This is a genomic window from Streptomyces sp. ITFR-6 (genome assembly GCF_031844725.1).
Lineage (GTDB): Bacteria > Actinomycetota > Actinomycetes > Streptomycetales > Streptomycetaceae > Streptomyces.
In genome coordinates, this window is record NZ_CP134613.1 from 52808 (window position 1) to 75057 (window position 22250).

The 22250-nt window shown below is 68.6% G+C and carries 18 protein-coding genes and 1 CRISPR repeat array; of the genes, 10 read left to right on the top strand and 8 right to left on the bottom strand.

The genetic code is table 11. The annotated features are described in order from the left end of the window. Nucleotides 1–530 precede the first annotated feature (530 nt). The 8 genes from casA (at nt 531) to RLT59_RS38030 (ending at nt 9491) form a co-directional block, all read left to right on the top strand. Nucleotides 531–2117 (top strand): type I-E CRISPR-associated protein Cse1/CasA, encoded by a 1587-nt coding sequence (gene casA / locus RLT59_RS37995; RefSeq protein ID WP_311308049.1) that lies wholly within the window; start codon nt 531–533, stop codon nt 2115–2117. Between the two features lie 75 nt (nt 2118–2192). Next, nucleotides 2193–2795, top strand: a complete 603-nt coding sequence (gene casB, locus RLT59_RS38000; protein ID WP_311308050.1) for a type I-E CRISPR-associated protein Cse2/CasB — start codon at nt 2193–2195, stop codon at nt 2793–2795. A 2-nt stretch (nt 2796–2797) separates the two neighbouring features. Next, nucleotides 2798–3961: a type I-E CRISPR-associated protein Cas7/Cse4/CasC gene (cas7e, locus tag RLT59_RS38005; protein ID WP_311308051.1), complete on the top strand. Its 1164-nt coding sequence runs from the start codon at nt 2798–2800 to the stop codon at nt 3959–3961. Continuing rightward, complete coding sequence (gene cas5e / locus RLT59_RS38010) at nt 3958–4734, top strand: type I-E CRISPR-associated protein Cas5/CasD (protein WP_124286777.1); 777 nt, start codon at nt 3958–3960, stop codon at nt 4732–4734. The genes cas7e and cas5e overlap by 4 nt, the downstream gene beginning before the upstream one ends. After that, nucleotides 4731–5381 (top strand): type I-E CRISPR-associated protein Cas6/Cse3/CasE, encoded by a 651-nt coding sequence (gene cas6e, locus RLT59_RS38015; protein WP_311308052.1) that lies wholly within the window; start codon nt 4731–4733, stop codon nt 5379–5381. The genes cas5e and cas6e overlap by 4 nt, the downstream gene beginning before the upstream one ends. Nucleotides 5382–5437: 56 nt before the next feature. Next, a complete protein-coding gene (gene cas1e, locus RLT59_RS38020) occupies nt 5438–6388 on the top strand; it encodes a type I-E CRISPR-associated endonuclease Cas1e (RefSeq protein WP_311308107.1) in 951 nt (316 codons plus the stop codon). Continuing rightward, entirely contained in the window at nt 6388–6705 is a 318-nt protein-coding gene (cas2e, locus tag RLT59_RS38025; protein ID WP_124286775.1) for a type I-E CRISPR-associated endoribonuclease Cas2e, read from the top strand. The genes cas1e and cas2e overlap by 1 nt, the downstream gene beginning before the upstream one ends. A 17-nt stretch (nt 6706–6722) precedes the next feature. Further along, a CRISPR array of direct repeats spans nt 6723–8581; the repeat unit is 29 nt; unit sequence GTCCTCCCCGCCGACGCGGGGGTGCTCCG. A 289-nt stretch (nt 8582–8870) separates the two neighbouring features. Next, the gene (locus tag RLT59_RS38030) at nt 8871–9491 is read left to right on the top strand and encodes a hypothetical protein (RefSeq protein ID WP_311308053.1); all 621 of its coding nucleotides are present in this window, start codon (nt 8871–8873) and stop codon (nt 9489–9491) included. 234 nt (nt 9492–9725) lie between these two features. On the opposite strand, the gene RLT59_RS38035 is transcribed toward RLT59_RS38030, so the two are convergent. From RLT59_RS38035 to RLT59_RS38060, 6 genes are all read right to left on the bottom strand, one after another. Continuing rightward, nucleotides 9726–10919, bottom strand: a complete 1194-nt coding sequence (locus RLT59_RS38035) for a winged helix-turn-helix domain-containing protein (protein WP_311308054.1) — start codon at nt 10917–10919, stop codon at nt 9726–9728. Then, nucleotides 10916–12226 carry an MFS transporter gene (locus tag RLT59_RS38040; RefSeq protein ID WP_311308055.1) on the bottom strand — a complete coding sequence of 437 codons (1311 nt, stop codon included), beginning with the start codon at nt 12224–12226 and terminating at the stop codon, nt 10916–10918. Before RLT59_RS38040 ends, RLT59_RS38035 begins: the two co-directional genes overlap by 4 nt. Further along, on the bottom strand, nt 12223–12909 hold the full coding sequence (locus RLT59_RS38045) for a hypothetical protein (protein WP_311308056.1): 687 nt from the start codon (nt 12907–12909) through the stop codon (nt 12223–12225). The genes RLT59_RS38040 and RLT59_RS38045 overlap by 4 nt, the downstream gene beginning before the upstream one ends. Before the next feature lie 88 nt (nt 12910–12997). Beyond that, on the bottom strand, nt 12998–14053 hold the full coding sequence (locus RLT59_RS38050) for a YVTN family beta-propeller repeat protein (RefSeq protein WP_311308057.1): 1056 nt from the start codon (nt 14051–14053) through the stop codon (nt 12998–13000). A gap of 33 nt (nt 14054–14086) precedes the next feature. Next, nucleotides 14087–14695, bottom strand: a complete 609-nt coding sequence (locus tag RLT59_RS38055) for a TIGR02466 family protein (RefSeq protein ID WP_311308058.1) — start codon at nt 14693–14695, stop codon at nt 14087–14089. Between the two features lie 360 nt (nt 14696–15055). Next, nucleotides 15056–15361: an ArsR/SmtB family transcription factor gene (locus RLT59_RS38060; RefSeq protein ID WP_311308059.1), complete on the bottom strand. Its 306-nt coding sequence runs from the start codon at nt 15359–15361 to the stop codon at nt 15056–15058. 695 nt (nt 15362–16056) lie between these two features. Between RLT59_RS38060 and RLT59_RS38065 the strand changes: the two genes are divergently transcribed. Continuing rightward, a complete protein-coding gene (locus RLT59_RS38065) occupies nt 16057–16494 on the top strand; it encodes a VOC family protein (protein WP_311308060.1) in 438 nt (145 codons plus the stop codon). 1044 nt (nt 16495–17538) lie between these two features. Here RLT59_RS38065 and RLT59_RS38070 read toward each other — a convergent pair. Both RLT59_RS38070 and RLT59_RS38075 read right to left on the bottom strand, forming a co-directional pair. After that, the gene (locus RLT59_RS38070) at nt 17539–17958 is read right to left on the bottom strand and encodes a peptidase inhibitor family I36 protein (protein ID WP_311308061.1); all 420 of its coding nucleotides are present in this window, start codon (nt 17956–17958) and stop codon (nt 17539–17541) included. A gap of 675 nt (nt 17959–18633) precedes the next feature. After that, nucleotides 18634–19377 (bottom strand): HNH endonuclease family protein, encoded by a 744-nt coding sequence (locus tag RLT59_RS38075; protein ID WP_311308108.1) that lies wholly within the window; start codon nt 19375–19377, stop codon nt 18634–18636. 1087 nt (nt 19378–20464) lie between these two features. On the opposite strand from RLT59_RS38075, the gene RLT59_RS38080 reads away from it, so the two are divergent. Next, the gene (locus RLT59_RS38080; RefSeq protein ID WP_311308062.1) at nt 20465–22012 is read left to right on the top strand and encodes a DNA primase family protein; all 1548 of its coding nucleotides are present in this window, start codon (nt 20465–20467) and stop codon (nt 22010–22012) included. The last annotated feature ends 238 nt before the right edge of the window (nt 22013–22250 follow it).

Here is a 22250-nt window from a genome sequence, read left to right on the forward strand (position 1 = left end):
CTCCAACTGGAACACCCCCGCGGCGGCGGGGAGGCTGCCGCACGGAGTACGGCGGCGCCTTCCCCGAGGCTAGCGGGAGAGGCCGCGGTACGCCTTGCCCGCCCCGGCCAGCAGGAGCAGGCACGACCCGGTGGTAGCCGGTCGGGCCTCATGCCTACGACGATCACGATGATGGCGATCATCAGCACCCAGGGTGCTGATGAAGTCCAGGACGCGGGTGCGGCTGGGACTCGGCACACGACGTCTCATCGGGTCAACTCTGTTGTTTTGCAGCAGAGTTGCAGCGGTCCCGACCTGGGGAGCAAATCGATCTTGCACCCCTCCTCTTAACATACTCCGCCCCCCGATCTCCAACCTTCCGTGATCCCGTCCCATGCATCACCGGATGGTGCTCTACTGATTCGGCAGCAATGGGGCAACCCGCTGTCAGTGGTGCTGCTTGAATGCGAGGCGTGATTCAGGCAGCGGCCTACTGGAGGGCCTTTGTCGTGCTGCTTCGCGCTGTCCGTGTTCGTTGAGAGGGATGGTTGATGTCTGGGGGGTTCGACCTGCGGGAAGAGCCGTGGGTTCCGGTGCGGTTACTGACTGGGGAGTCGGTGCGGCTGGGCCTGCGTCAGGTGTTCAAGCAGGCGCATGAGATCGAGGATCTGGAGTTGCCGGTGCCACCGGCGGCCGCGGGGCTGATGCGGATCCTGGCAGCGATCACCGCCAGGGTTGCCGTGGACGGAGGCGACCGTCTCGATGACCTCGACGTCGCCGAGAACTTCAAAGACTGGGACGATCTGCGCCAGCGGATTCTGCGGGCCGGCCGCTTCGATCCTGAGGCCGTGGACAGGTACTTCGACAAGGACGTGCCGTCAGGCAGGTTCGATCTGTTCGACGCGGAGCGGCCGTTCCTGCAGGACCTGCGGCTTCGTACCGAATGTGTGGACGCCAAGGGCGCGCGGAACCCGTCGGGTGTGAACAAACTGGTGATGGGCCGGCCGACCGGCATCAACGGGGCGGTCTTGTTCGGTCACTTCACCGACACAGATCCTGTTCCCGTGCCGGCTGAGGAGGCCGCCTGGCATCTGATCGCCCAGCTCTACTTCGGGCCGTCCGGACAGTGCACCCCCCGGCGCATCACCGAGGACCGGACCGGCAGTGGGGACGCGGGACCTCTGCGGAAGTCGGTCTCGTACTTTCCATGGGGCCGTGACCTGTTCACTTCCCTGGTCCTGGCCGTGCCGAGTCTGCAGGACGAAGGCCTTGGGGAGGATGAGGATGTCTGCCCGTGGGAGGGCGAACTTCTTCACCCGCTGAAGCCTCTGCCTGCGATGACGTGGCCGGGGCGGATACTGACGGGCCGGTTCCGCCACGCCGTTCTGCTCGTTCCGTCGTCCGACGGCCGGCAGGTGACGGATGCGTACCTCACCTGGTCCACACACGCCCGGCCTCCTATGGTGCGGGACCCGTACCAGATCCTCGACCGGCGCAAGGACGGGAATTTTCAGCCCCGTGAGGCCGACGGTTCCCGCGCCCTGTGGCGTGACCTGGACGCCCTGCTGCTGAAGGACGACCGGCAGGGTGCCCGGCGGCCGCCCGCCTTCGGGGCACTGCCCAAGACGGTGCTGCCGACTCTGCGCGTGCGGGCCTACGGTTTCGACCAGGACGGCCAGCAGAAGGACAACGTCTGGTTCACGTCGACGACTCCCCGGGTCCTGACCTGGCTGGAGGAGAATGACGAGGAGATGGCGCACCACATCAAGCGCTGTCACGCCTTGGCGGAAGAGGTGGGCGACCGGCTGGATTTCGCGGCCCGGGTCGCCTGGAAGATCGCCACGGACTCCCACGTCGATCCCTCGCCGAAGGCGAAGGTCAAACTCGACGCCCGCAAGCCCGGCCCGTGGGCCGCGGCCGCGCTGACCCGGTTCTGGCCGAAGGCGGAGACCGCGTTCTGGAAGCTGACCGAGCCTGAGCGGCGGACGGACCGCCCCCGCGAGCTGTTCGTCCACGCCGCGCTGTCGGCGCTGGACGAGGCGATCGGCCCATCCAGCCGGGCGGACATCAGGGTGGCACGCGCCCGCCACCGCGCCCGCTCGATGCTCCTCGCGCTCCTGAGCCCCAAAGCCAGCTGAGCCGGCTCCGACCATCCTGCGCAACGCCGATGACCTGTCGGCGTTCTCACCCATTGCCCGTACCAGGGATGCCTCATGACCGATTCCACGGCGGCCGCTGCTCCGCCGAAACACGACAGGTTCGTCTCCTACGTCCACGACCTCTGCCAGGACAACCGCACCCGTGCCGAGCTGCGCCGGGGCCTGGGGCTGCCGGTCGAGCGGTGCAACTACATGCACCGCTACCTCGTGCCCTGGCTGCACCAGCACGACGACGTCAGTTATCCGGACACCCGCCGGGCCTACTACGGGGTGGCCTCGCTTATCGCGGCGCGCCCGCGCGTTGCCCGGCAGACCGAGCCGACGGACACCTCGGCCACCGCCTGGTATCGGCGCCCGAATCTTGGGTCTGTGCTCGGCGAGGCCGTCAAGAGGGACGTGATGAAGCCGGGTACGGCGGAGAGTGCCTTGCATTTGATGTCCCGGCAGGGAAGCGATGCCGTTCACCGGACTCTCCCATCCCTGTCACGGCAGCTTCTGCGAGGTGGCATGACGGTCGACTGGGCGGTCCTGGTGAAGGACTTGTCCTGGTGGACGCAGGACCGCGACGCCATTGCCACCCGCTGGCTCGACCAGTACTTCCGTCTCTCCATTCCCACCGGCGTCACCGACACCATCACCCTTCCCGAGGAGAACTAGCGATGACCCTCTACCTGGACCTGAATGCCCTTCAGTCGGTGCCTGCCGCGAACCTGAACCGCGACGACCTCGGGTCGCCGAAGCAGGTGCGCTACGGCGACGCCCTGCGTATCCGGGTCTCCAGCCAGTCCTGGAAGCGGCCCATCCGCCTCGATGTCGAGACGGACCTAGGGGAGAAGGCGGCCCGGACCCGCCTCGTGCCGGTGAAGGTGCAGCAGGCGCTTGAGCGGGCGGGCTGGCCTACCGAACTGGCCGCGTTCGCCGGCTCCCAGGTAGCGGTGAGCGCCGGCAAGAAGGGCATCGGTCTGGAGGCCGCCGGCCACACCTCGGTGCTGCTGTTCCTGCCGGAGGCGGCCATCGAGGAGCTGGCCACCGTGTGTGCCGAGCACCGCGAGGCCCTGGAAACCGCCATGAACAAGGCGGCGAGCGCCAAGAAGGGCACCAAGGCCCCGCAGACGCTTCCCCCGAACACGATCGAGGAGATCCTCAAGCGGCGCACCGCCTCCATCAGCCTGCTGGGACGCATGCTCGCCGAGCTGCCGGACGCCAACGTCGACGGCGCCGCTCAGGTCGCGCACGCCTTCACCACGCACGCGGCGGAGCCGCAGCGGGACTACTTCACCGCGGTCGACGACTGGCTGGGGGAGTCCGAGACGGGGAGCGGACACCTGGACACCGCCGAATTCGCCGCCGGCGTCTTCTACCGGTACGGGACCGTCAACGTCACCGACCTGCTGAAGAACCTCGAAGGTGACGTCAAGGCCGCCCGTACGGTACTGGCCTCGTTCGCCGAGCACTTCCTGATGTCGTTGCCGCAGGCCAAGAAGAACTCGACGGCTCCGCACACACTGCCCGACCTTGCATACCTGGCGGTGCGTGAGCACCGGCCGCTGTCGCTGGCCGCCGCCTTCGAAACCCCGGTCACCGCCGACCGGAAGGGGGGCTTCTCCAAGCCGTCCCGCCAGGCACTCGACACCTACACCGTCAACATCAACCGGCTCACCGGTGACCGCAACCGCCCCTTCCACGGGCACACGGTCATCGACCCGGAGGAGAAGCACCTGGGACTCGGCACCGCCCACGAGTCCTACCACCAGCTCGTGGAGGCCGCCGTCGAGGCCGCTATCAGCGCCGCCGACCACACGATCGTGGGAGCACAGCAGTGAGCGGACTGCTGCTGAGGCTCGCCGGTCCCCTGCAGTCCTGGGGTGAACGCTCGGCGTTCACCCCAGTGCGGGAGACCGCCCTCTTCCCGACCCGCTCCGCACTGGTCGGCATGTTCGCCGCAGCCCAGGGCATCGCCCGCGGCGACACTGCCAGCCTCAAGAAGTACGAGCAAGTGCGGCTGACGGTGCGAGTCGACCGGCCCGGCACACTGCTGGAGGACTACCACACCGTCGGCGGCGGCTTCCCCAAGGAACGCACCGCCGCCACCAGCGGCGGCAGCAACAAGGACGCGGCCGTCATCACCCGCCGCCAGTACCTGGCCGACGCGGCCTTCGTCGTCGCCGTCACCGCCCCCGACAACCTGGCGAAGCAGCTCGCGGCCGCACTGCGGCGCCCCTACTGGGCTCCGTATCTGGGCCGACGCTCCTGCGCACCCGACGAGCCGTTCCTCCTACGCCGGCACGTCGACGATCCCGAGACGGAGCTGCTGACCGGAGTACCGCTCACCACCCCCGAACCCCGCGACGGGGCAGGGGAAACCATCGCGGTGCAGTTCCTCCGGGAGCAACCTCTTCCCCACGGTGGTCCCGGCGCGGCGGCCGACGTCATCGAGGTCAACGACATGCCAGTCAGCTTCGCCCCGCACGGACGGGCCCACGCCAGCCGCCGTCTTTACCGCACCGTCGAGCCGGTGAGCCGTGCTCTGGCAGGACCTCAGAAAACCCTGCTCACACGTCTGATCGACTACGCCCACGCCGAGGACCACGCATGAACAACGAGCCGGTGATCGCCCGCATCCGCCTCAACCCGCACAGCCGCGACGTGCAGAGGGATCTTCGCGACGCCACCGAAATGCATCGCACGGTGATGCGTATGGTGCCCGACGGTCTCGGCGACTCACCCCGCAGCCAGGCGGGCCTGCTCTACCGCCTCGACGAGACGGACACCACCAGCACCCTCCTCGTCCAGGCGAACCGCCTCGACTCCGCCCGCCTGCCGACCGGGTACGGGCAGGCAGACATCAAGAGCCTCACCCCCATGTTCACCGCCCTGCGCAAAGGGCTGGCCGTTCGCTACCGCATCGTCCTCAACCCCGCCAAGCGCGAACGCCTCCCGCTGGAGGCAAAGGGCAAACGCGGCCGGATCACGCCACTGTCCGGCGCGGACGCCGACCAGTGGTGGCTACGCCGCGCCGCCGACTCAGGCCTGCACGTCCACATCCTGACGCCCAGTAACATGCCGCCGATCCGCGCCCGCAAGCAGGACCTCGACGGCATGCGGCACAGCCTGATCCGCTACGACGGCACCGCAACGGTCACCGACCCCGAAGCCCTCCACGAGGCCGTCCTGGCCGGCATCGGACGCGGGAAACCGTACGGAGCCGGACTGCTCAGCCTGGCCCCCGCACCGTCCGCATGAGCGCGCCGAGGAGAGGAGGCGATGCCCGGCGGCGCCTCGCCTCACCCACCCTCGCCATGCTGCCCCGCGTCGCCGACTCCCTGTCATTCCTCTACCTGGACATGGTCCGCGTCGTCCAGGACGACACCGGAGTCTGCGCCCAGATCCAGGTCGACGCCCAACGAACCGAACTCGTCTACATCCCCACCGCAGCGCTGTCCTGCCTTCTCCTCGGCCCGGGCGTCTCCATCACCACACCCGCCCTGAACACCCTGGCCCGCCACGGCACCAGCGTCATCTCCGTCGGATCCGGCGGAGTACGCGCCTACGCCGGCATCCTCTCCGACTCCCTCACCACCCACTGGCTGGAACAACAAGTCGCCTGCTGGTCCGCCCCCGAACGACGCCTCGACGTCGCCGTCCGCATGTACCGCATGCGCTTCCAGGACGCCGACCTTCCCGAGGCCGTCGACCTCGACAAGCTCCGCGGACTCGAGGGTCAGCGGATGAAGGCCTTCTACAAGATCCTCGCCCAGCAGCACGGCATCGGCCGCTTCCGCCGCAATTACCATCCCGACCAATGGGACTCCCAGGACCCCGTCAACCTCGCCCTGTCCGCAGCCAGCGCCTGTCTCTACGGCATCGTCCACGCCGCGCTGCTCGCGCTCGGCCTGTCTCCCGCCCTCGGATTCGTCCACACCGGCAAGCAACACTCCTTCGTCTACGACATCGCCGACCTCTACAAGGCCGAAACCACCCTCCCCCTGGCCTTCGCCCTCCACAACTCCGACAACCCCGAACAGGAAGCACGCCGCCGCTTCCGCGAAGACCTACGGCTCCTCAAGCTCCTCCCGCGCATCGTCCGCGACGTCCAAAGGCTCCTGACACCACGCTCCACGAACGCCACCGACGGAGCGGCCGACGAAGAAGAGCCGCAGGAGAAGCGCGACGTCAAGATGGTCCACCTCTGGGACCCCAAGGCCGGCGTCCTGCCCGCCGGCGTCAACTACGCCGCCCGAGGTGAATGATGCCGACCATGCTCGTCATCGCCACCACGGCCGTTCCGGACCACCTGCGCGGAGCACTCAGCCGCTGGACCAGCGAGGTCGTCCCCGGCATCTTCGTCGGGAGCGTCTCCGCCCGCGTCCGCGACAAGCTCTGGCAAGCCGTCACCGACACCGTAGGCAACGGCGCCGCCGTCCTCGTCCACCCCGCCCCCACCGAACAGGGCTACGCCATCCGAACCGCCGGCACCCGACGCCGCGTCCCTACCGACTTCGACGGCCTTACCCTGATCCGTATGACCGCCGCACCAAAGGCAAAGGAAATGCAAAGCCCCTCCTAAGGTGCAGGTCAGCAAGTGTCCTCCCCGCCGACGCGGGGGTGCTCCGACGCCGGGGCGGCTGACGACCGGATGCTGCACGTCCTCCCCGCCGACGCGGGGGTGCTCCCCGGACGCGAACTTCACGGCGGGCCGCATCGCCGTCCTCCCCGCCGACGCGGGGGTGCTCCGTAGAGGTCGAAGGCGAGGGTGCGACGGCCTTCGTCCTCCCCGCCGACGCGGGGGTGCTCCGTTGTCGCCGTCGTCGATCCGGAGGGAGGCGCTGTCCTCCCCGCCGACGCGGGGGTGCTCCGGTCCTGCGGCTGTCGTGGGTGATCGTGTTCGGGTCCTCCCCGCCGACGCGGGGGTGCTCCGAAGTTCGGCCACCGAGTGGCCGACGTCTTCGCGTCCTCCCCGCCGACGCGGGGGTGCTCCGGTGGTCCTGGCCGTATGAGTGCAGCACGACCGGTCCTCCCCGCCGACGCGGGGGTGCTCCGCCACCCCTTCTCGGACGCGGCGGCAGGGTCGGGTCCTCCCCGCCGACGCGGGGGTGCTCCGGTCCACGACCTCCCCCCGGACGTGCACGTCGGGTCCTCCCCGCCGACGCGGGGGTGCTCCGCCGTGGGGGACTCCGACGCGGGCGCGGAGGGGGTCCTCCCCGCCGACGCGGGGGTGCTCCGTACTTCGCGGCCGGGCCCGCTGTTGAGGTAGCGTCCTCCCCGCCGACGCGGGGGTGCTCCGGATCACCACAGGTTCGGTGCCCCTTCCGGCTCGTCCTCCCCGCCGACGCGGGGGTGCTCCGGCCCGCCGCTGGGTGCTCACCCACGACGACGAGTCCTCCCCGCCGACGCGGGGGTGCTCCGATCGCGGCCGCCCTCCTGGACGACCCCGAGAAGTCCTCCCCGCCGACGCGGGGGTGCTCCGTACTCGGCGACCGGCGCGAGGTCGTTGACCCGGTCCTCCCCGCCGACGCGGGGGTGCTCCGTCGTCGGCTGGAGCACCGGCCGGGTGTACCTGGTCCTCCCCGCCGACGCGGGGGTGCTCCGTCCGGATGTACAGCGCGCGGCGGTCGGCCTGCGTCCTCCCCGCCGACGCGGGGGTGCTCCGCGGCCGAAACCCTGGAGGAGGGCGACGTCAACGTCCTCCCCGCCGACGCGGGGGTGCTCCGGCGCCCACGATAGTCGTCACCAGGCCGACGCCGTCCTCCCCGCCGACGCGGGGGTGCTCCGCAGCAGATGGAACGCGGGTCGCTCATCGCGGCGTCCTCCCCGCCGACGCGGGGGTGCTCCGCGTGTGGAGGCGATCAACTGGGAGCACAGGGCGTCCTCCCCGCCGACGCGGGGGTGCTCCGCCTTCGGTGCAGGCGCGTTCCGGCGCGGGAGCGTCCTCCCCGCCGACGCGGGGGTGCTCCGATCTGCCCGACGACGCCCCGGAATTTCATGGCGTCCTCCCCGCCGACGCGGGGGTGCTCCGGCGCCGAGGCGGTCGTCGCCGTGGTGGCGTGCGTCCTCCCCGCCGACGCGGGGGTGCTCCGCCCGTACTTGGCCGACAGGATCAGCACCCGCCGTCCTCCCCGCCGACGCGGGGGTGCTCCGGCTCACCGCCAGGAGCGGCTAACTCCTGGAACGTCCTCCCCGCTGACGCGGGGGTGCTCCGGTGTACCACTTGCCCTTGTAGGTGCTCAGCACGTCCTCCCCGCCGACGCGGGGGTGCTCCGGTGGCCAAGGATCTGCGGTGGGCCCAGCTCAAGTCCTCCCCGCCGACGCGGGGGTGCTCCGGCCATCGGATTCGAGGGCCTGCGCCGGTTCTCGTCCTCCCCGCCGACGCGGGGGTGCTCCGCCGTCGTCCGAGGTGAGGACGTGACCCTGGATGTCCTCCCCGCCGACGCGGGGGTGCTCCGATGAAAGGCGGCACGGCGCTGCCGGCGGCCAGTCGTGGAATTGCCATGGTCCCGGCCACGGAACAGGACAAGCAGGGGGGCCGGATCATCGGCTTCTACAAGCAGGAGCGCGTCATGGACAAGGATGGCTTCTGGGTCGCGGTCTGACGCGACACGCGTGTTTCATGCCGCAGTCCCACGCACCGGTTCGGGTGTGTGGGACCGCAGCATGGTGTCCGAGGTGGAGGATCGGGGAGTGATGGCGGTTCAGGGGCCAGGCCGAGTGCGGGTTTCGCATCATCAGTACGTCATGGTCGACACGGATGCCGAGGCGCCGGAGCAGGGCATCGACGTCAGGCTCGAAGGAAATGGGTTGGTCCGCGTCAATGACGAATCGACCTACGCCTCGGTCCTGACCGGCACCTCCTATGGCGACGTCGATGTCGTTTTCGACGTGACCGGCGTCGAGCCGCCGCTGGACTGCGAAGGCTGGGACGAGGTCGTCGAGGTCAGTCTGTATTTCCCGGCTGAGGGCCCCCTGGTGGGCGATCCCCTCTCCGACGACCTGGACGAGGTGCCCCTCCTCGGAGATCCGGAGGAGTACCAGTGGTGGAGGTTCCGGATCCACGCACGCGGCCGGGACACGGCAGCCGCCGCCGGCGACGTCTACGCGGATGAGGGCGACACGGTCCTGGAAGAGCACCTCGTCCAGATTTGGGCCGCCCCGAAGAGAGCCGAGATCCGGCACCGGCTCACCGACCAGGCCGGCCGTCGAAGTCGTAAGGCCGACACCGATAAGTACGCCGAGACAAAAGCCGCGGAGACGGACCACGCGGCGCTGCCGCCCACCCCGGACCAGTACAAGCACCTCACCCCGCAGCACACCGAACTGAACGCTGACACCCCGGACGGCACCGACAGTCCCGCGTAACCCCGACACCCGGCCGTTGGCAGCTCTTCCCCGAGCCCGAGAAGGGCCAGGGCCGGATCGAGCTCCAGCTCTGGATCGATGAGCCGAGGCAGGCCGACCGGTGGGACACCGACGGCACCACCGTGAGCTTCCCGGCCCCGCTCCGTACACCTGGCGCCCTCACCGCGCACCGCGTTGGTCGAACCGCCGGGCCCGGCAGGGAGCCAAGGCTCGCGCTTCGTGCGGCTCTTGCTGTCACGGGTGGAGGTTGCCGGTTCCGGCGCGGTTCAGAGCATGGTTGAGGGCTTTGACGGTCGTGGGTGGTGCTGCGGTGTCAGTGATCACGGTGCGGCATAGTGCGGTGGTCTCCTGCATGCGGGTGCAGGCGCGGGCGAAGTACTCCGCTGTTTCGGCAGGGTGGGGGCCGGGTTCGAAGCTGGTGCGGTTGATGGTCAGGGTGTCGCGGTGGCGGGTGAGGTCGGCGCGTGCGATGAGTCGGTCGCCGGCGAGGAGCGGGCATACGTAGTAGCCGTGAACACGGCGGTCGGCGGGTTTGTATGCCTCGAGTGTGTGGGTGAAGTTGAAGAGGCGTGTGGTGCGTGGCCGGTGCCAGATGAGGTTGTCGAAGGGGGCCAGGAACATGGCTTGGCCGGGGTCGTGTGGTTGGTCGGCGGTGGGCAGGGTGTGGGGGTGGGTCCATGCCGGGCTGTTCCAGCTTTCGACCCGGGTGATCAGGAGTGGGGTGTCGGGCAGGAGGCGTCGTGCGGTGGCTGTGGTGATGCGGAGGTAGTCGGCGAGGTCGTCGCAGGTGGCCACTCCCAGGGCCCGGCCGGCATGGGTCAGCAGTGTCGTCAGGCAGGCCTCGTCCGTGAGGGCGTCGGTGAGGAACTCTGCTGGGATCGTGCGCTCGGGGAGGTTGAACCGGCGTTGCCAGCCGGTGCGGTGGGTGCAGGCGAGTTCTCCGGACCAGAGCAGGAATTCGACGGCGGTTTTGGTGGGTCCCCAGTTCCAGCCGGTCGGCTCGTGTTCCGTGCGGAGCTCGCGCAGGGTGAGGGGCCCCTGGGTGTTGATCTTGTCGAGGATGGTCTTGCGGAGTTCGGGGGTGGGGTATTCGTGACGGTTGCGGCTCGTGCGGCGGCGGAAGGCCCACAGCGGCCAGTGGTGGAGCGGGACGAGCGCGAGGGCGTGTGCAGGGTATTCGAAGGCGATCGGATCCGTGGTGTCCCAGAGTGCGGTGTCGATGTCCGCGGTGGTGGTCCCGGTGCGTGTGGCGAGGGTGAGTTGGTGGGCGCGGGCCAGGGTGTTGATGGTGTCGAGCTGTACGGCGTTCAGGCGTGTCAGGACGGCGGCGGTATCGGTGTGTGTGGTGGTGGGGCCGGCGGCGGCGACCGCGATTCGGCGGGCCTGTGCCAGGGACAGGGAGACTTCGGGCGTCTCGGGGCGGGTCATGAGGGGCTGGGGGCGTGGTCGGTGGCGGGGCCGGCGAGCGGTGGTTGAGGTTCGGCGTGTGCTGGGGGGTGGTCGTGGCGGGGTGAGGTGAGGGCGATGAGGACGCCGGCGGTGGCGCAGCTGGAGAGCAGGAGTAGGGCGGTGTTGAAGTTCTGGTGGGCGGTGAGGGTGCCGATGATGATCGCGATGATGCCGTTGGCGATGTCGGTGGAGGCTCCGACCCAGGTGTTGGCTTCGATGCGGATGTCGTCGGTGGCGGTGGCGTCCAGGAGGAGGAAGGCGTTGATGAAGAGCGGGGTGACGAAGAGGCCGCAGAGCAGGAGGAGGAGTGCGAGGAGCCAGAGGGGGTGGGCGAGGACGAGGAAGCAGGCCGGCAGGGCGAAGCCGAGGGTGAGGAGGCGGTATTTCTGCCAGAGGGGTTGGTGCCAGGGGGTGGTGGCGTAGAGGAGTCCGCCGATGACGCCGCCTGTGCTGGTGGCGGCGAGCAGGGGGCCGATCCATGTGGTGGCGTGGTGGGCTTGGGCGTAGGCGGGGAGGAGGACGCCGGTGCCGCCGAAGACGGTGCCCATGACGAACAGCGGCAGCATGATGGCGAGAATGCGGGGCTGTGCGAGCGGGCCGAGCCAGGCCTTCCGGCGTCGTCGGCCCGGATCGTACAGGGCGTCGGTGTTGGTGGTGGGTTGGCGGGTGAGGTTGTAGTGGTGTGCGGCGGTGAGGTAGGCCGTGACGACCAGGAGGTAGCAGGCGACGGTCGCTTCGTAGGCGCGGGTGGGGCCGAGGAGGGCGATGGCGGCTCCGGCGGTGAGGGGGGCGAGGACGAAGCCGGCTTCCTCGAGGATCGAGTCGGCGGAGTGGACTGCTTTGAGCTGGTCGGGGCCGGTGGTCAGTCGTCGCCAGGATGCGCGTAGCGCGGCGTTGAGCGGGGGAGTGGTGGAGCCGGCGGCGATGGTCAGGAGCAGGGTGGTCCACCAGGGCCAGCGGGCTGCGGCGCTGATCGCGACGAGGGTCATCAGGGTCATGGTGGTGGCGCCCATGAGGACCAGGGCGCGGCCGGTGCCCCAGCGGTCGAGGATTCTGGCGCGCAGGGGTGCGAGGAAGGCGAGGACGAGGGTGTAGCCGCCGTTGACGGCGCCGGCCCGGGCGTATCCGTAGGTGTGGGCGAGGGTGAGCAGGAGGGTGATGGGCAGTGCGGCGACGGTGACGCGGGTGAGGAAGGCGATGGTGAGCAGGGGCAGTACCGGCATGCGTGTCAGCAGCCGGCGCGTGCCGGCCGGTGGGGGAGTGGCGGCGGTCTGGGTCTGGGTCATGAGGCTTCACCGGGCTGGGTGTGGGTGGCGTTGGCGCGCAGCGTGTCGGGGTGCAGGAGGACGATGCGGGCGAGTGGGTCGCCGCGGTGGAGGGTGACGGGGGCGGTGGGCCGTACGGCGATGCTGATGCCGCCGGGGCCGTTCATTGCGTTGAGGGTGTGGGCGGCGATGATGCCGACGGGCACGTCGAGGTGCGGTCGTGGGGTGGGCGGTGGCATGACCATGAGGAAGCGCTGGTCGGGGATGCGGGCGCTCCAGCCGAGCCGCCACTCGACGGTTCCTGCCCCGTTGGGCAGGAACATGGACTCCCAGCCGTGGGGGGTTCGGTAGTCGTGCAGCCGCAGCCAGGTGGTGTTCGCGGTGGCGATCCAGGCCCGGCCGTGTTTCCACATCTGGGTGCGCTGGGCCCTGCGGGCCACATCGGGCACGTTCTCTTCGTCCGGGACGCCGAAGTCGGTGTCGTCCAGCGGGGTCAGGGTCGCGGTGATGGGTGAGCGGACGGTCCAGCCGAGTTCCTGTCCCAGGACCCAGGGCGGGCAGTCCGCGGGGAGGCGGGCGATGCGTTTGTGCCGGAAGCCGGCCTCGTAGGCGTCCCGCTCGGCCCGTGCTGCGGCCCGGTCGACCCGTAGTTTGTCAGGGGGAAGGGCCCACGGTTGCTGCGGGCAGAAGGTGATGTCGGCCATCGGCACGAAGGGTGCGCTTTCTGTCGGGGGGCATGGGCGTGTCCGCCCCCGCCGCACGGGGCGGGGGCGGACACGGTCATACAGGGGGTCAGGCGTCGGTGCTGGCGTGCTCCGCCCGGCGTGCCCGTTCCTCGGCGGAGAGGGTGTCGAGGTCGAACAGCACGACGCTGCAGGGTCCGTACCCGACGTGGACCTCCTCGTAGGTGAACGTTCCCTCGTCCCGGTCCAGCGGGGCGGAGGTCAGGTCGACCATGGTCAGGGTGTTCGGGCCGTACAGGGGATGGTTGTCCCCGCTGTGCATCATGTTGGCCCGGGCGAAGTTGGTGATGTAGGCCGTGTCGTCGCCGGGGTCGATGACCAGGCCGCGCGGACCCGGGCCGACCGGCACGTGCCGCACCACCTGCAGGGTTTCCACGTCGATGACGTAGACCCGGCTGATCGACTCCACCGTGACGAGTGCGTGGCGCCCGTCCGGGGTGAAGGCGACCGCGCGGCCGCCGATGAACCCGACATCGACCCTGTGGGTCTCGTCCGTCTCGGCGTCGATCACGGTGACGAAGGTGGCCTGGGTGTTGGCGACGAACACCTTCCGGCCGCTGGGGTCGATGGCGAGGCTGTAGGGGTGTGCCTCGCGGTCGACGGGGATCCGGCTGATCTCGGTGATCGCGGCCGGGTTGTCCGAGCCCAGCGCGCTGATGTTGAGCTTGCTGACGTAGCCCTCGCCCCACACGCACACCCAGGCGGTCTTTCCGTCGGCGCTGATGCCCATGTGCCGCGGGTCGCGGCCGGTCGGGATCTGGTGGACCTCGGTGTTCAGTTCGAGGTCGACGACCGAGATGGTGTTGGACCCGGAGTTCGACACCAGCAGGTAGTGGTCGCCGGGCACCATGCCCTGTCCTCGGGGCCCGTGCCCGACCTCGATCCGCCGCACCTCGGTCAGGGCGACCGCGTCGATCTCCGAGATGGTGTTCTGACTGGTGTTGCAGACGAAACCGCGCCCATCCTTGGTGAACTTGACGCCGCCGCGCGGAGCGTTGCCGACCGGGATCTGCGCGACCCTGCGGTGCTCGCCGGGGCCTGTCTTGGCGACGACGGAGACCACACCGTCATCGGTGTCGGTCGAGAAGAACTGAATGTTGCGCATGGTTTCTCCCTGTGATGGTGATGCGGATGGAATTCAGCCGTGGACGGCGTAGTTGAGGTTCCAGGAAAGCGAGATCCTCTCGCCGTCGCCGGTGTAGGGCGGGACGCCGTGACGGAGCCAGCCGGGAAAGATGACGAGTTCTCCGGGCAGGCAGCTGATCCGCACGCGGTGACGATCCCCGGCGAACGAAATCCCCGAATCGAAATAGTCGACGTACGGGCGCGGGTCCAGCAGATCGAGCTCGCACGTTTTCGGGGCGCTCACGTAATAGATCGCGGCGAGAGCGGTGTTCGGATGGAAGTGGGCCTCATGGTCGTCGCCCAGCCGGTAGACGCTGGCCCAGCTGCGGGAGACCGCGACCCCCACCCGCGCCTCCCGCTCCGTGCCCACCTCCGCGGCGCCGGCCTCCCGGTGCAGGGACTCCGTGTACGCGGCGGCCAGGGTCTTGCCGGTGAGGGCCTCCACGACCTGGTGGGCCGCGCGGGCCACCCAGCGGGTCAGACGGTCCACGGACGGATCCCCCCACGAGGTCAGCTCACCCGACGTCTCCGCCTTGTAGCTGAACGTCTTGCCCGACCCGCCGGCCCGCTCCACCACCAGTTCCGCGAGCAGGGCATTGATGTCCGCAGCGAAAGGGCACACTATTCTCGCCACCGGAGTGCTGAACATCTGCGAAATAGTCGCAGTGCCCGCCTGGGAATTTGCCGTTCTGCCGGTATCAGTCACGGACATGACTGTCCCCTCGAATCAGTAACTGCCCTGCTGCAAAAGCCTATTGCGGGAAACGCTCATCAGTGTGCAGGCACGATTTCAGGGCCGCAAGCTATTCGATCCTGCTCGAATTCGGCACACCCTGCGGCAATACGCAAGAGGCAACGCCCTTTCGCTCCTGCCCCATCCGTCCTGCCCCGGACCAACCATCCCGCCAGCCCCACATACCGCACGTCCTCACAGTCCCGGGACAACCGTGCACGGCGCCAGGAGTGCCTGGTTCCCGCGACGTCAGACGTCCTGGCCCCGCTGACCGAGAAGGCTCTCGCCCAGCGGGGCCAGCCGGTGATGCACGCTCCCGCCGCTGCGCTGCGTGGTGATCAGGCCAGCCTGCCGCAGCACACCGGTGTGGTGAGACGCCGTCGCAGGAGCGACCCTGGTCGCCCGCGAAATCTCCCCCGTCGTGCTGCCCGGCCGCTGGGCGACGGCACGCAGCACTATGGCCCGGGTCGCCCCCAGCAGCGCATCGAGTGCACGGGCATGCGCCGTACTGCCGAGGGAGCCGGGCTCCTGCCCGGGTCCGGAACTCTCGCGCATCGTTCTTCCTGCCGTCGCTACCGCTGGCCAACTCCCGCGAAAGGCACAAACGGTCCGGCGCGCCGGGCACCTGGCCCGCGGGCGTCAGACCGGCCAGGGTATGGACGAAGGCAGCCCGGCGAGACAGGCACCGCCGGGGCCCGTAACGACGTCCAGGTACTCGTACTGAGGTGCACCGTCCTCGTTCGACACGACTCCCAGCCCGCGAGGACCCCGGCCGACACGGATCCGCTCCCGCTCCCGCTCCCACCCGAAGACCCAATCCAACTCGGAGACACGGCTGCCCGTGCTGCCGTTCGCCGCAAAGCCCCGCCGACCCAAGGCCGGGAGCGCACCGTGCGGGCCGTTCCCGGCACGGACGGACGCCCAAGGCCAGCAGGCGCAAGGCCCGTGCTTGAGGACGAGGGGCACCTGGCCGGCGGCCGTGTCAGTGGAACAGAGCAGAACCGGCACAACGCCCCCAGCCTCGGGCGCAGCTCGGGCCTTGCGCGGTACGCCACCGGACGCGAAGTGCCGGTGCCCTGGCACCCGTACAAGGCATACTGCCCGCCATGACCCTCCCCGCGAGGAATATCCCTGAAGCGTCTCTTTTGCAGCCTTAAATGACTGAACCGGCCGTCTAGACCGGAACCACACGATCCGGTATACGCTGCCGACCCGCCCAGACCGCCAGCAGCCGAATTCAGGAGGACAGAATGCCCAGCGACACCCAGGACGAACAGGCCCCGAAACACGGATCACTCCATCACGTGGAAATCTGGGTCCCCAACCTGGACCGCGCCATCGCCGACTGGGCCTGGCTCCTCGAAACCCTCGGATACACCCTCCACCAGACCTGGGCCAACGGGCGCAGCTGGCGACTGGACACCACCTACCTCGTATTCGAGCAGTCACCCGCTCTCACCCAGCACCACCACGACCGCCTCGCCCCCGGCCTCAACCACCTCGCCTTCCACATCGACACCCCCGACACCGTCGATCTACTCACCGCCAAAGCCCAGGAAAACGGCTGGACACTGCTCTTCCCCGACGCTCACCCCCACGCCGGCGGCCCCCAGCAGCACGCCGCCTACCTGGAGAACACCGACCACTTCGAAATCGAACTCGTCGCCTCACCCCAGCCGGCCGGCTGACAGCGTCACTCTCTCGACCGCGAGGACCTCCGACATCCCCGCTGGAGAGCGGGCAGTGCACCGGCCGTCCGGAAGGTATTGACCGCGCCAGTGCCCGTACAGAACGGCACCACCACCGACAGCAGCACTCCGGTCACCAACGCTCACCGGCCTGACGGGAGTCGACAAGATCGCGACGGCGACCAGCGGCGGCTTCAGCCTCGCCAACTGACACGCCCTCTGACCTGGTCCGGTGCCCGCGCAGCCCCGTGACCAGGTCAGGCGGCCACTCCCGAGCTCACATATATCCACCGGAGCCCACACCCCAACGGTTCTCCGGATAGTGCAGTTAAGGGTGAAGATCCGACGACTCGGACACCACCGACGCGCGCCGTCGGTACGCCGAGTACCGGGCCCCGCTCTACCTCCTCGTCGTCCGGATCGAGGGCAGCATCACATGTGTTCCAGGGCGTTGTGCTCGGCGGGAGCTGACCAGGAACGGGCGGAGTGCGCGCCCGCGGCTGACGCTAACGCAGTCCGTCAGGCACTGGGATGCGAGGAATGCGGGCAGCAGCAGGCCGGTGGGCTATGCGAGGCGTGCGGCTACCGAGGCCCTGATCGTGGCCGTTGTCAACGACCGTGCGGGACTGGGGATATGCCACGATCCGACGGTCACCCTCAGTATCGGCACCGACTACCTCCTGGCTGCCATCCGCGAGGCGCCCGTCACTCTCGATCCCGCAGCTCGGGACCGCGCCGCTGCCCTTGTACGCCGCGATCACGTCTTCCAGAGCAACCGCCGCCGCACGCGCGAGTGAGGACACCCGTCGAGGCGCCGGCAGCCTCATCCAAGGGGTCGCAGTCCCCACTTTCACACACATCGCCTACCGCTCGGCTGACCGGGACCGCGAGCCGCGCGGCTCGTCGCGGTTACCAGGTCTACAACAAGACAGTGTGCTGTTGGACCGACGAAGACCGACCGACCGTAGCCGCCGGGCCGGAAGCCGGCCGGCCGGACCTCGCTTCGCCTGCCGCCGAGGAGAGCGGTCTGCTGCGACGAACGACTCAGCCGCAGTCGTTGCGGTTGATCCGCAGGGAGCGGGTCTGGTCGTTGAGGTTGTAGCCGCGCAGGTCGTGGATGGAGCCGCCGCCCTTGGTGACGCACACCCAGCGTCCGGAGTAGCTGCGTTTCTCGTACACCCGGGCGGTGCGCCCGGAGTTGTTGCGGATCGAGCTGCCCCGGTCACGGATCGCGGAGGGCAGCTCCTTCACGCTCCCGTCGACGGCGCGCTTCACCCACGGCTGCCCCCCGAAGTTGATCTCCGGGTAGATGCACACGTATCCGTCCGGGCAGTCGATCTCGGCGGCGGCCGGCGTGGAGTGCACCACGGCGGCCATCGAAGGGGCGGCCAGCCCGGGCGTGCCCAGGGCGAGCAGGCCGAGTGCCAGGACGGCGGTGGTCATGCTGCGTTTCGATGTGGTCATGAAGGCACGAAACCGCAGGACAACGACCTACGAACCTGAGACGACCCCCTGCTCACCCTCACGTGTACCGGCCCGCCCGGCAGAAACGATGCCCCCGCCCCAACGGGTTTCGCTGGGTACGGCACGCCTGCGCAGAGCCAGCGCTCGGCTGCTTCCAGCCCAGCGGACCCAGGTGGAATCGCCGGTGCACTTCGTGGCGTTCGATCTGCTGCGGCTCTCGAGTACGGACAGCGCCTCCTTCCGCTGGAGCTCTGGTTCGGCTCGGGGCAGACGTGCTGGCATCGGTGTTGGACTGCTTCGGGCGTTGGGCCGGACGGGGGTATTTGCCCGCGGAGAAACGATCATGCGTGCCGGGGACAATCCGGGACGCTGTGAGGGGCACCGTATTCGCTGTGCCAACGGGGTCTTTAACGAGTGAAACCCGTCATGCGGAGACCATCGCAGCCGAGCTCGGGGATCACCGCCCAGGCGGGTTCGTCCGGCGTGACGTCTCCACCGGATACCACGCGCGACCTGCGTCTGCGGGGTGCTGATCTACAACGGTCAGCACCTCGCGGTCGTCGCCGCCAGGATCCCTATCGGTCGAATTGTCAAGGAATACGAGCTTCTACGCGTGCCGGCATCTCAAGCGAGAGGGTCGCCCCCCTGACCAGCATTACGCCGATCGCCGTGGTGTTAGGGAACGTGTTGGTAGGTAACCGTGGTGCCGGTGCAGTCTTCCGCTGTACCGAGGAGGGCCTGGCGTTCAGCGTCGTCGACGGCAAGGTCCCAACGCAGTTTTGTAGCCACCCAGGTTGCGGCGTAGGCGCAGTGGTAGGTCCCGTCCGCGGGCATCCAGTCCGCCGGGTCCTTGTCACTCTTGGACCGGTTGGAAGCTGCCGAGACCGCGATCAGGGTATCCGCAGACCCCTGGTCGTTCGCGTATGCCTCACGCCGCTCGGCACTCCACGGCGTCCGCTCGGAGTCGAACACCTCTGCGAGCGGTACGAAATGGTCGACGTCGAGCTTCGCCGCGTCGGTCACCACCAGGCTGTCGTATGCGCTGCGCCACGAACCGCCCGACAGTTTGCAGCCGGCCTCGACAAGAGGATCTTCAACGGCCTCGGCCAGGATGACCTCCTTCCGCGTGTTACACCCGTCTGCGGCGTTCAGCCCGGGGTTCCAGTGCTTGTACAGGGTCCGCTGGTAGCCCTCGCGGTGCTCCTCGGCGACCGGAAGCCGGTCGATAGCGTCGAACAGCGCCAGCACCACCCGGGAGCCGGGGGCGCCGGCGGGAGCCTGGGGCGGGGCATAGGAGGTAAAGGGCAGCTCGTTCGTCGGGACGGGGGTCGTCGGAGTACCGGCGGAGGCGGGGGACGCGAGCAGAGGCAGAGCGGCGAGGACGAGCGCGGGCAGTCCACGTCGCATCAGGGAGATCATCACGTCCTGTGATGTAGCAGCCGTTCTCTGCTCGCAGCGAGGATGCTGGCATTCCGTCATCCGATCGAGGGCACGGATTTACCTCAAGAAGAGCACAGCGGCCGCCGTACAGCGCTCGGACGGCGACCCGACTCTCAGCCCCTGAGCCGGGTTGTCGTGGCTCTTCCCAGAACGGGGAGCGCTCTGCCGGGCTCGCCTCGTACGCCCATGCAAGGGCTGTCACTACGACACCGCCCAGCACAAGCCGCAGCCGGGCGCTCGGACCGAGGTCAAGTGAGTTGCCGTTTTCAGTTTCGGTCCCTGCCTTCAGTCCCTGTGTAAATGACCAGGTCACAGTGGGTTCGGCGACCTGAACAGGGACTGAAGGGACTGAAGTTAAGGGTTATAGCCTGAGTATGGGCGCGTATGTGCGGGCGCATGAATCATTCCTTCTCGATACTCAGCTGGCTGATAATGAGGAAGTTGAGTCCCTTCAGTCCCTGTCTAGCTGCTGAAGGAGCTTTGACCTGCGGAAACGCTAAGGGACTGAAGGCAGGGACTGAATGGCTGGCGCACCCTTCAGGCCCTCTTCCCTTTTGGACAGCTCCACCGAGGGTCGGTTAGTTCCCCCGGCCCACCCTGGACGGTGCCCCTCCTCCGGGCAGGGGCAGACAGGGACTGAAGGGACTCAGTAACGAAATGACGGCGCGCGGGGGGATACGTCGCGGGAGATCCGGTGACGACGGCCTACACTCATTCCGAAAGAGAGTCCCTTCAGTCCCTACCTCGCGGGGTGTGACGTCGCTGACCTGCTCTTTTGCAGGTTCGTCGCTGAGGGTCTGAACTGGCATGCAAACTTGACGGACGAGGAAAACTACGTGCGGCGCCGCAGTGAGACGACCCCAGAACCGGGTCAAGCAGTGCCGCCCCTTGCGCTCGCCCGCTGGTGTGCAGGAAACGGCTGGCCAGTTCCCCCGCTGGCCCCTGACCGGAAGACGCCAGCCAGGAACCACGCGGCCCGCCCCCAGGACACTTCCCGGAACGAGAAGATCATTCACGACGGTCTCGCAGCAGGGGCCGCCCAACCGCTTCACCTCAAAGGACGCTCATGAGCAGCAGCGCCGAAAGCCCGCGCTTTGACGCAACTGCCGCCGCTCAGCAGATGCTGGCCCTCGAATCCGCTGCTGAACCCGTCACAGCTCCCACACCTCCCTTTCCCACCCAGACCGGTGCTGCCGAGGCGGCCCCCACCCCGGCAGCATGGCTCCCGCCCGGCGAAATCCCGGGAACCCTCACGGACCGAGGCAACGCCAAGCTGTTCGTCCGTCTCTACCGCGACCGGTTCCGGCACGTGGAGGGCCTTGGCTGGTACTCCTGGGACGGCTACCGCTGGAAGCGCACCGGGGGCGAGAAAGCAGCTTTGTGGGCAGCAGGGGAGATGGCCGAGGAGATCCCCGACACCGACCCCCGCGGCCTGTTCAGCGAGCGGGAACTCCACCATCACAAGAAGCGCACTATGTCGACTACTGGCATGAAGGCACTCCTCACCCAGGCCAAGGCGTCCCCCGACCTCTCTGTGGATCCAGACACTCTCGATGGTGACCCCTACGCTCTGTGCACACCCGATGGCGTGGTCGATCTCCGCACCTGCCTCATCCGCAAGCCCGACCCCACCCGTGACTTCCACTCCCGGGCCACCAGCGTCGCCCCACAGGAGATGCCGACCCCTCGCTGGCACCGCTTCCTCAACGACACCTTCGGCGAAGATCCCGAAGGCCGGGAGATGATCGACTTCCTCCACCTGCTGCTCGGCTACTCCATCACCGGAGACGTCGGAGCCCAGGTCCTGCCCTTTCTCCACGGCCAGGGCAAGAACGGGAAGTCCGTCCTGCTCGATGTGATGATCCAGATCCTCGGTGACTATGCCGACGCCGCTCCGCCCGGCTTCCTGATGGACCGGGGCGCTTTCTCCGAGCACTCCACCGAGCTCACCGAACTCCACGGGCGACGCCTGATCGTGTGCAGCGAGCTCAAGCCGAACGACCGCTTCGACGAAGCCCGCGTCCGGCTCCTCACCGGGGGAGACAAGATCAAGGCCCGCCGGATGCGGCAGGACTACTTCTCCTTCACGCCCACCCACAAGCTGTGGCTCCTGGGTAACCACCGCCCCGAGGTTTCCACCGGAGGCTTCGCGTTCTGGCGCCGCATCCGCCTGCTCCCTTTCGAGCGCATCGTTCCCGACGAACGCAAGATCGACAATCTCGCCGTGGAACTCGTCAAGGACGAAGGGCCCGGCATCCTGCACTGGCTCACCGAAGGTGCCCGCCGCTACCTCTCCACCCGAGATACCCTCGCCGGCCCGGACCGCGTCCGTATCGCGACCACGGCCTACGCGAACACCGAGGACCACATCGGCCGCTTCCTGACCGAGTGCTGCATCCACGACCCGGACAACAACGATCTCCGCGCCGAGCAGGGCCTCCTCTACGCCTCCTACAGCAACTGGTGTGCGAACAGCGAAGGCATCCGTCCCGGCACTGCGCGCGCCTTCGCTACCCGGGTCCGACAGGAGGTCGGACTGGCTTCACCGGCCGACATGATCAAATCGAACGGCCGCAAGTTCTACCCCAACCTCGCTCTGGCGGCAGAAGAATGAACAACCAGCACGCTGCCCCGCCTGCGCGGGCGCAGAGCCCTCTGCTGCTGGATACCGATCCGTTTTACGATGGCAGGACGCTCCGCCGCCTGACGCCCCTGCCTTCAACCCAGGACGCCCTCCGAGCCCCGAGCCCCCAAGGCGGCGAGCACGACTGCTCTGCCCCGTCTCAGGGAACAGATACATCACGCAGGCGCCAGCCCACTCGGTGCACGCCGACGAAGGAGAGGTCGCGGCC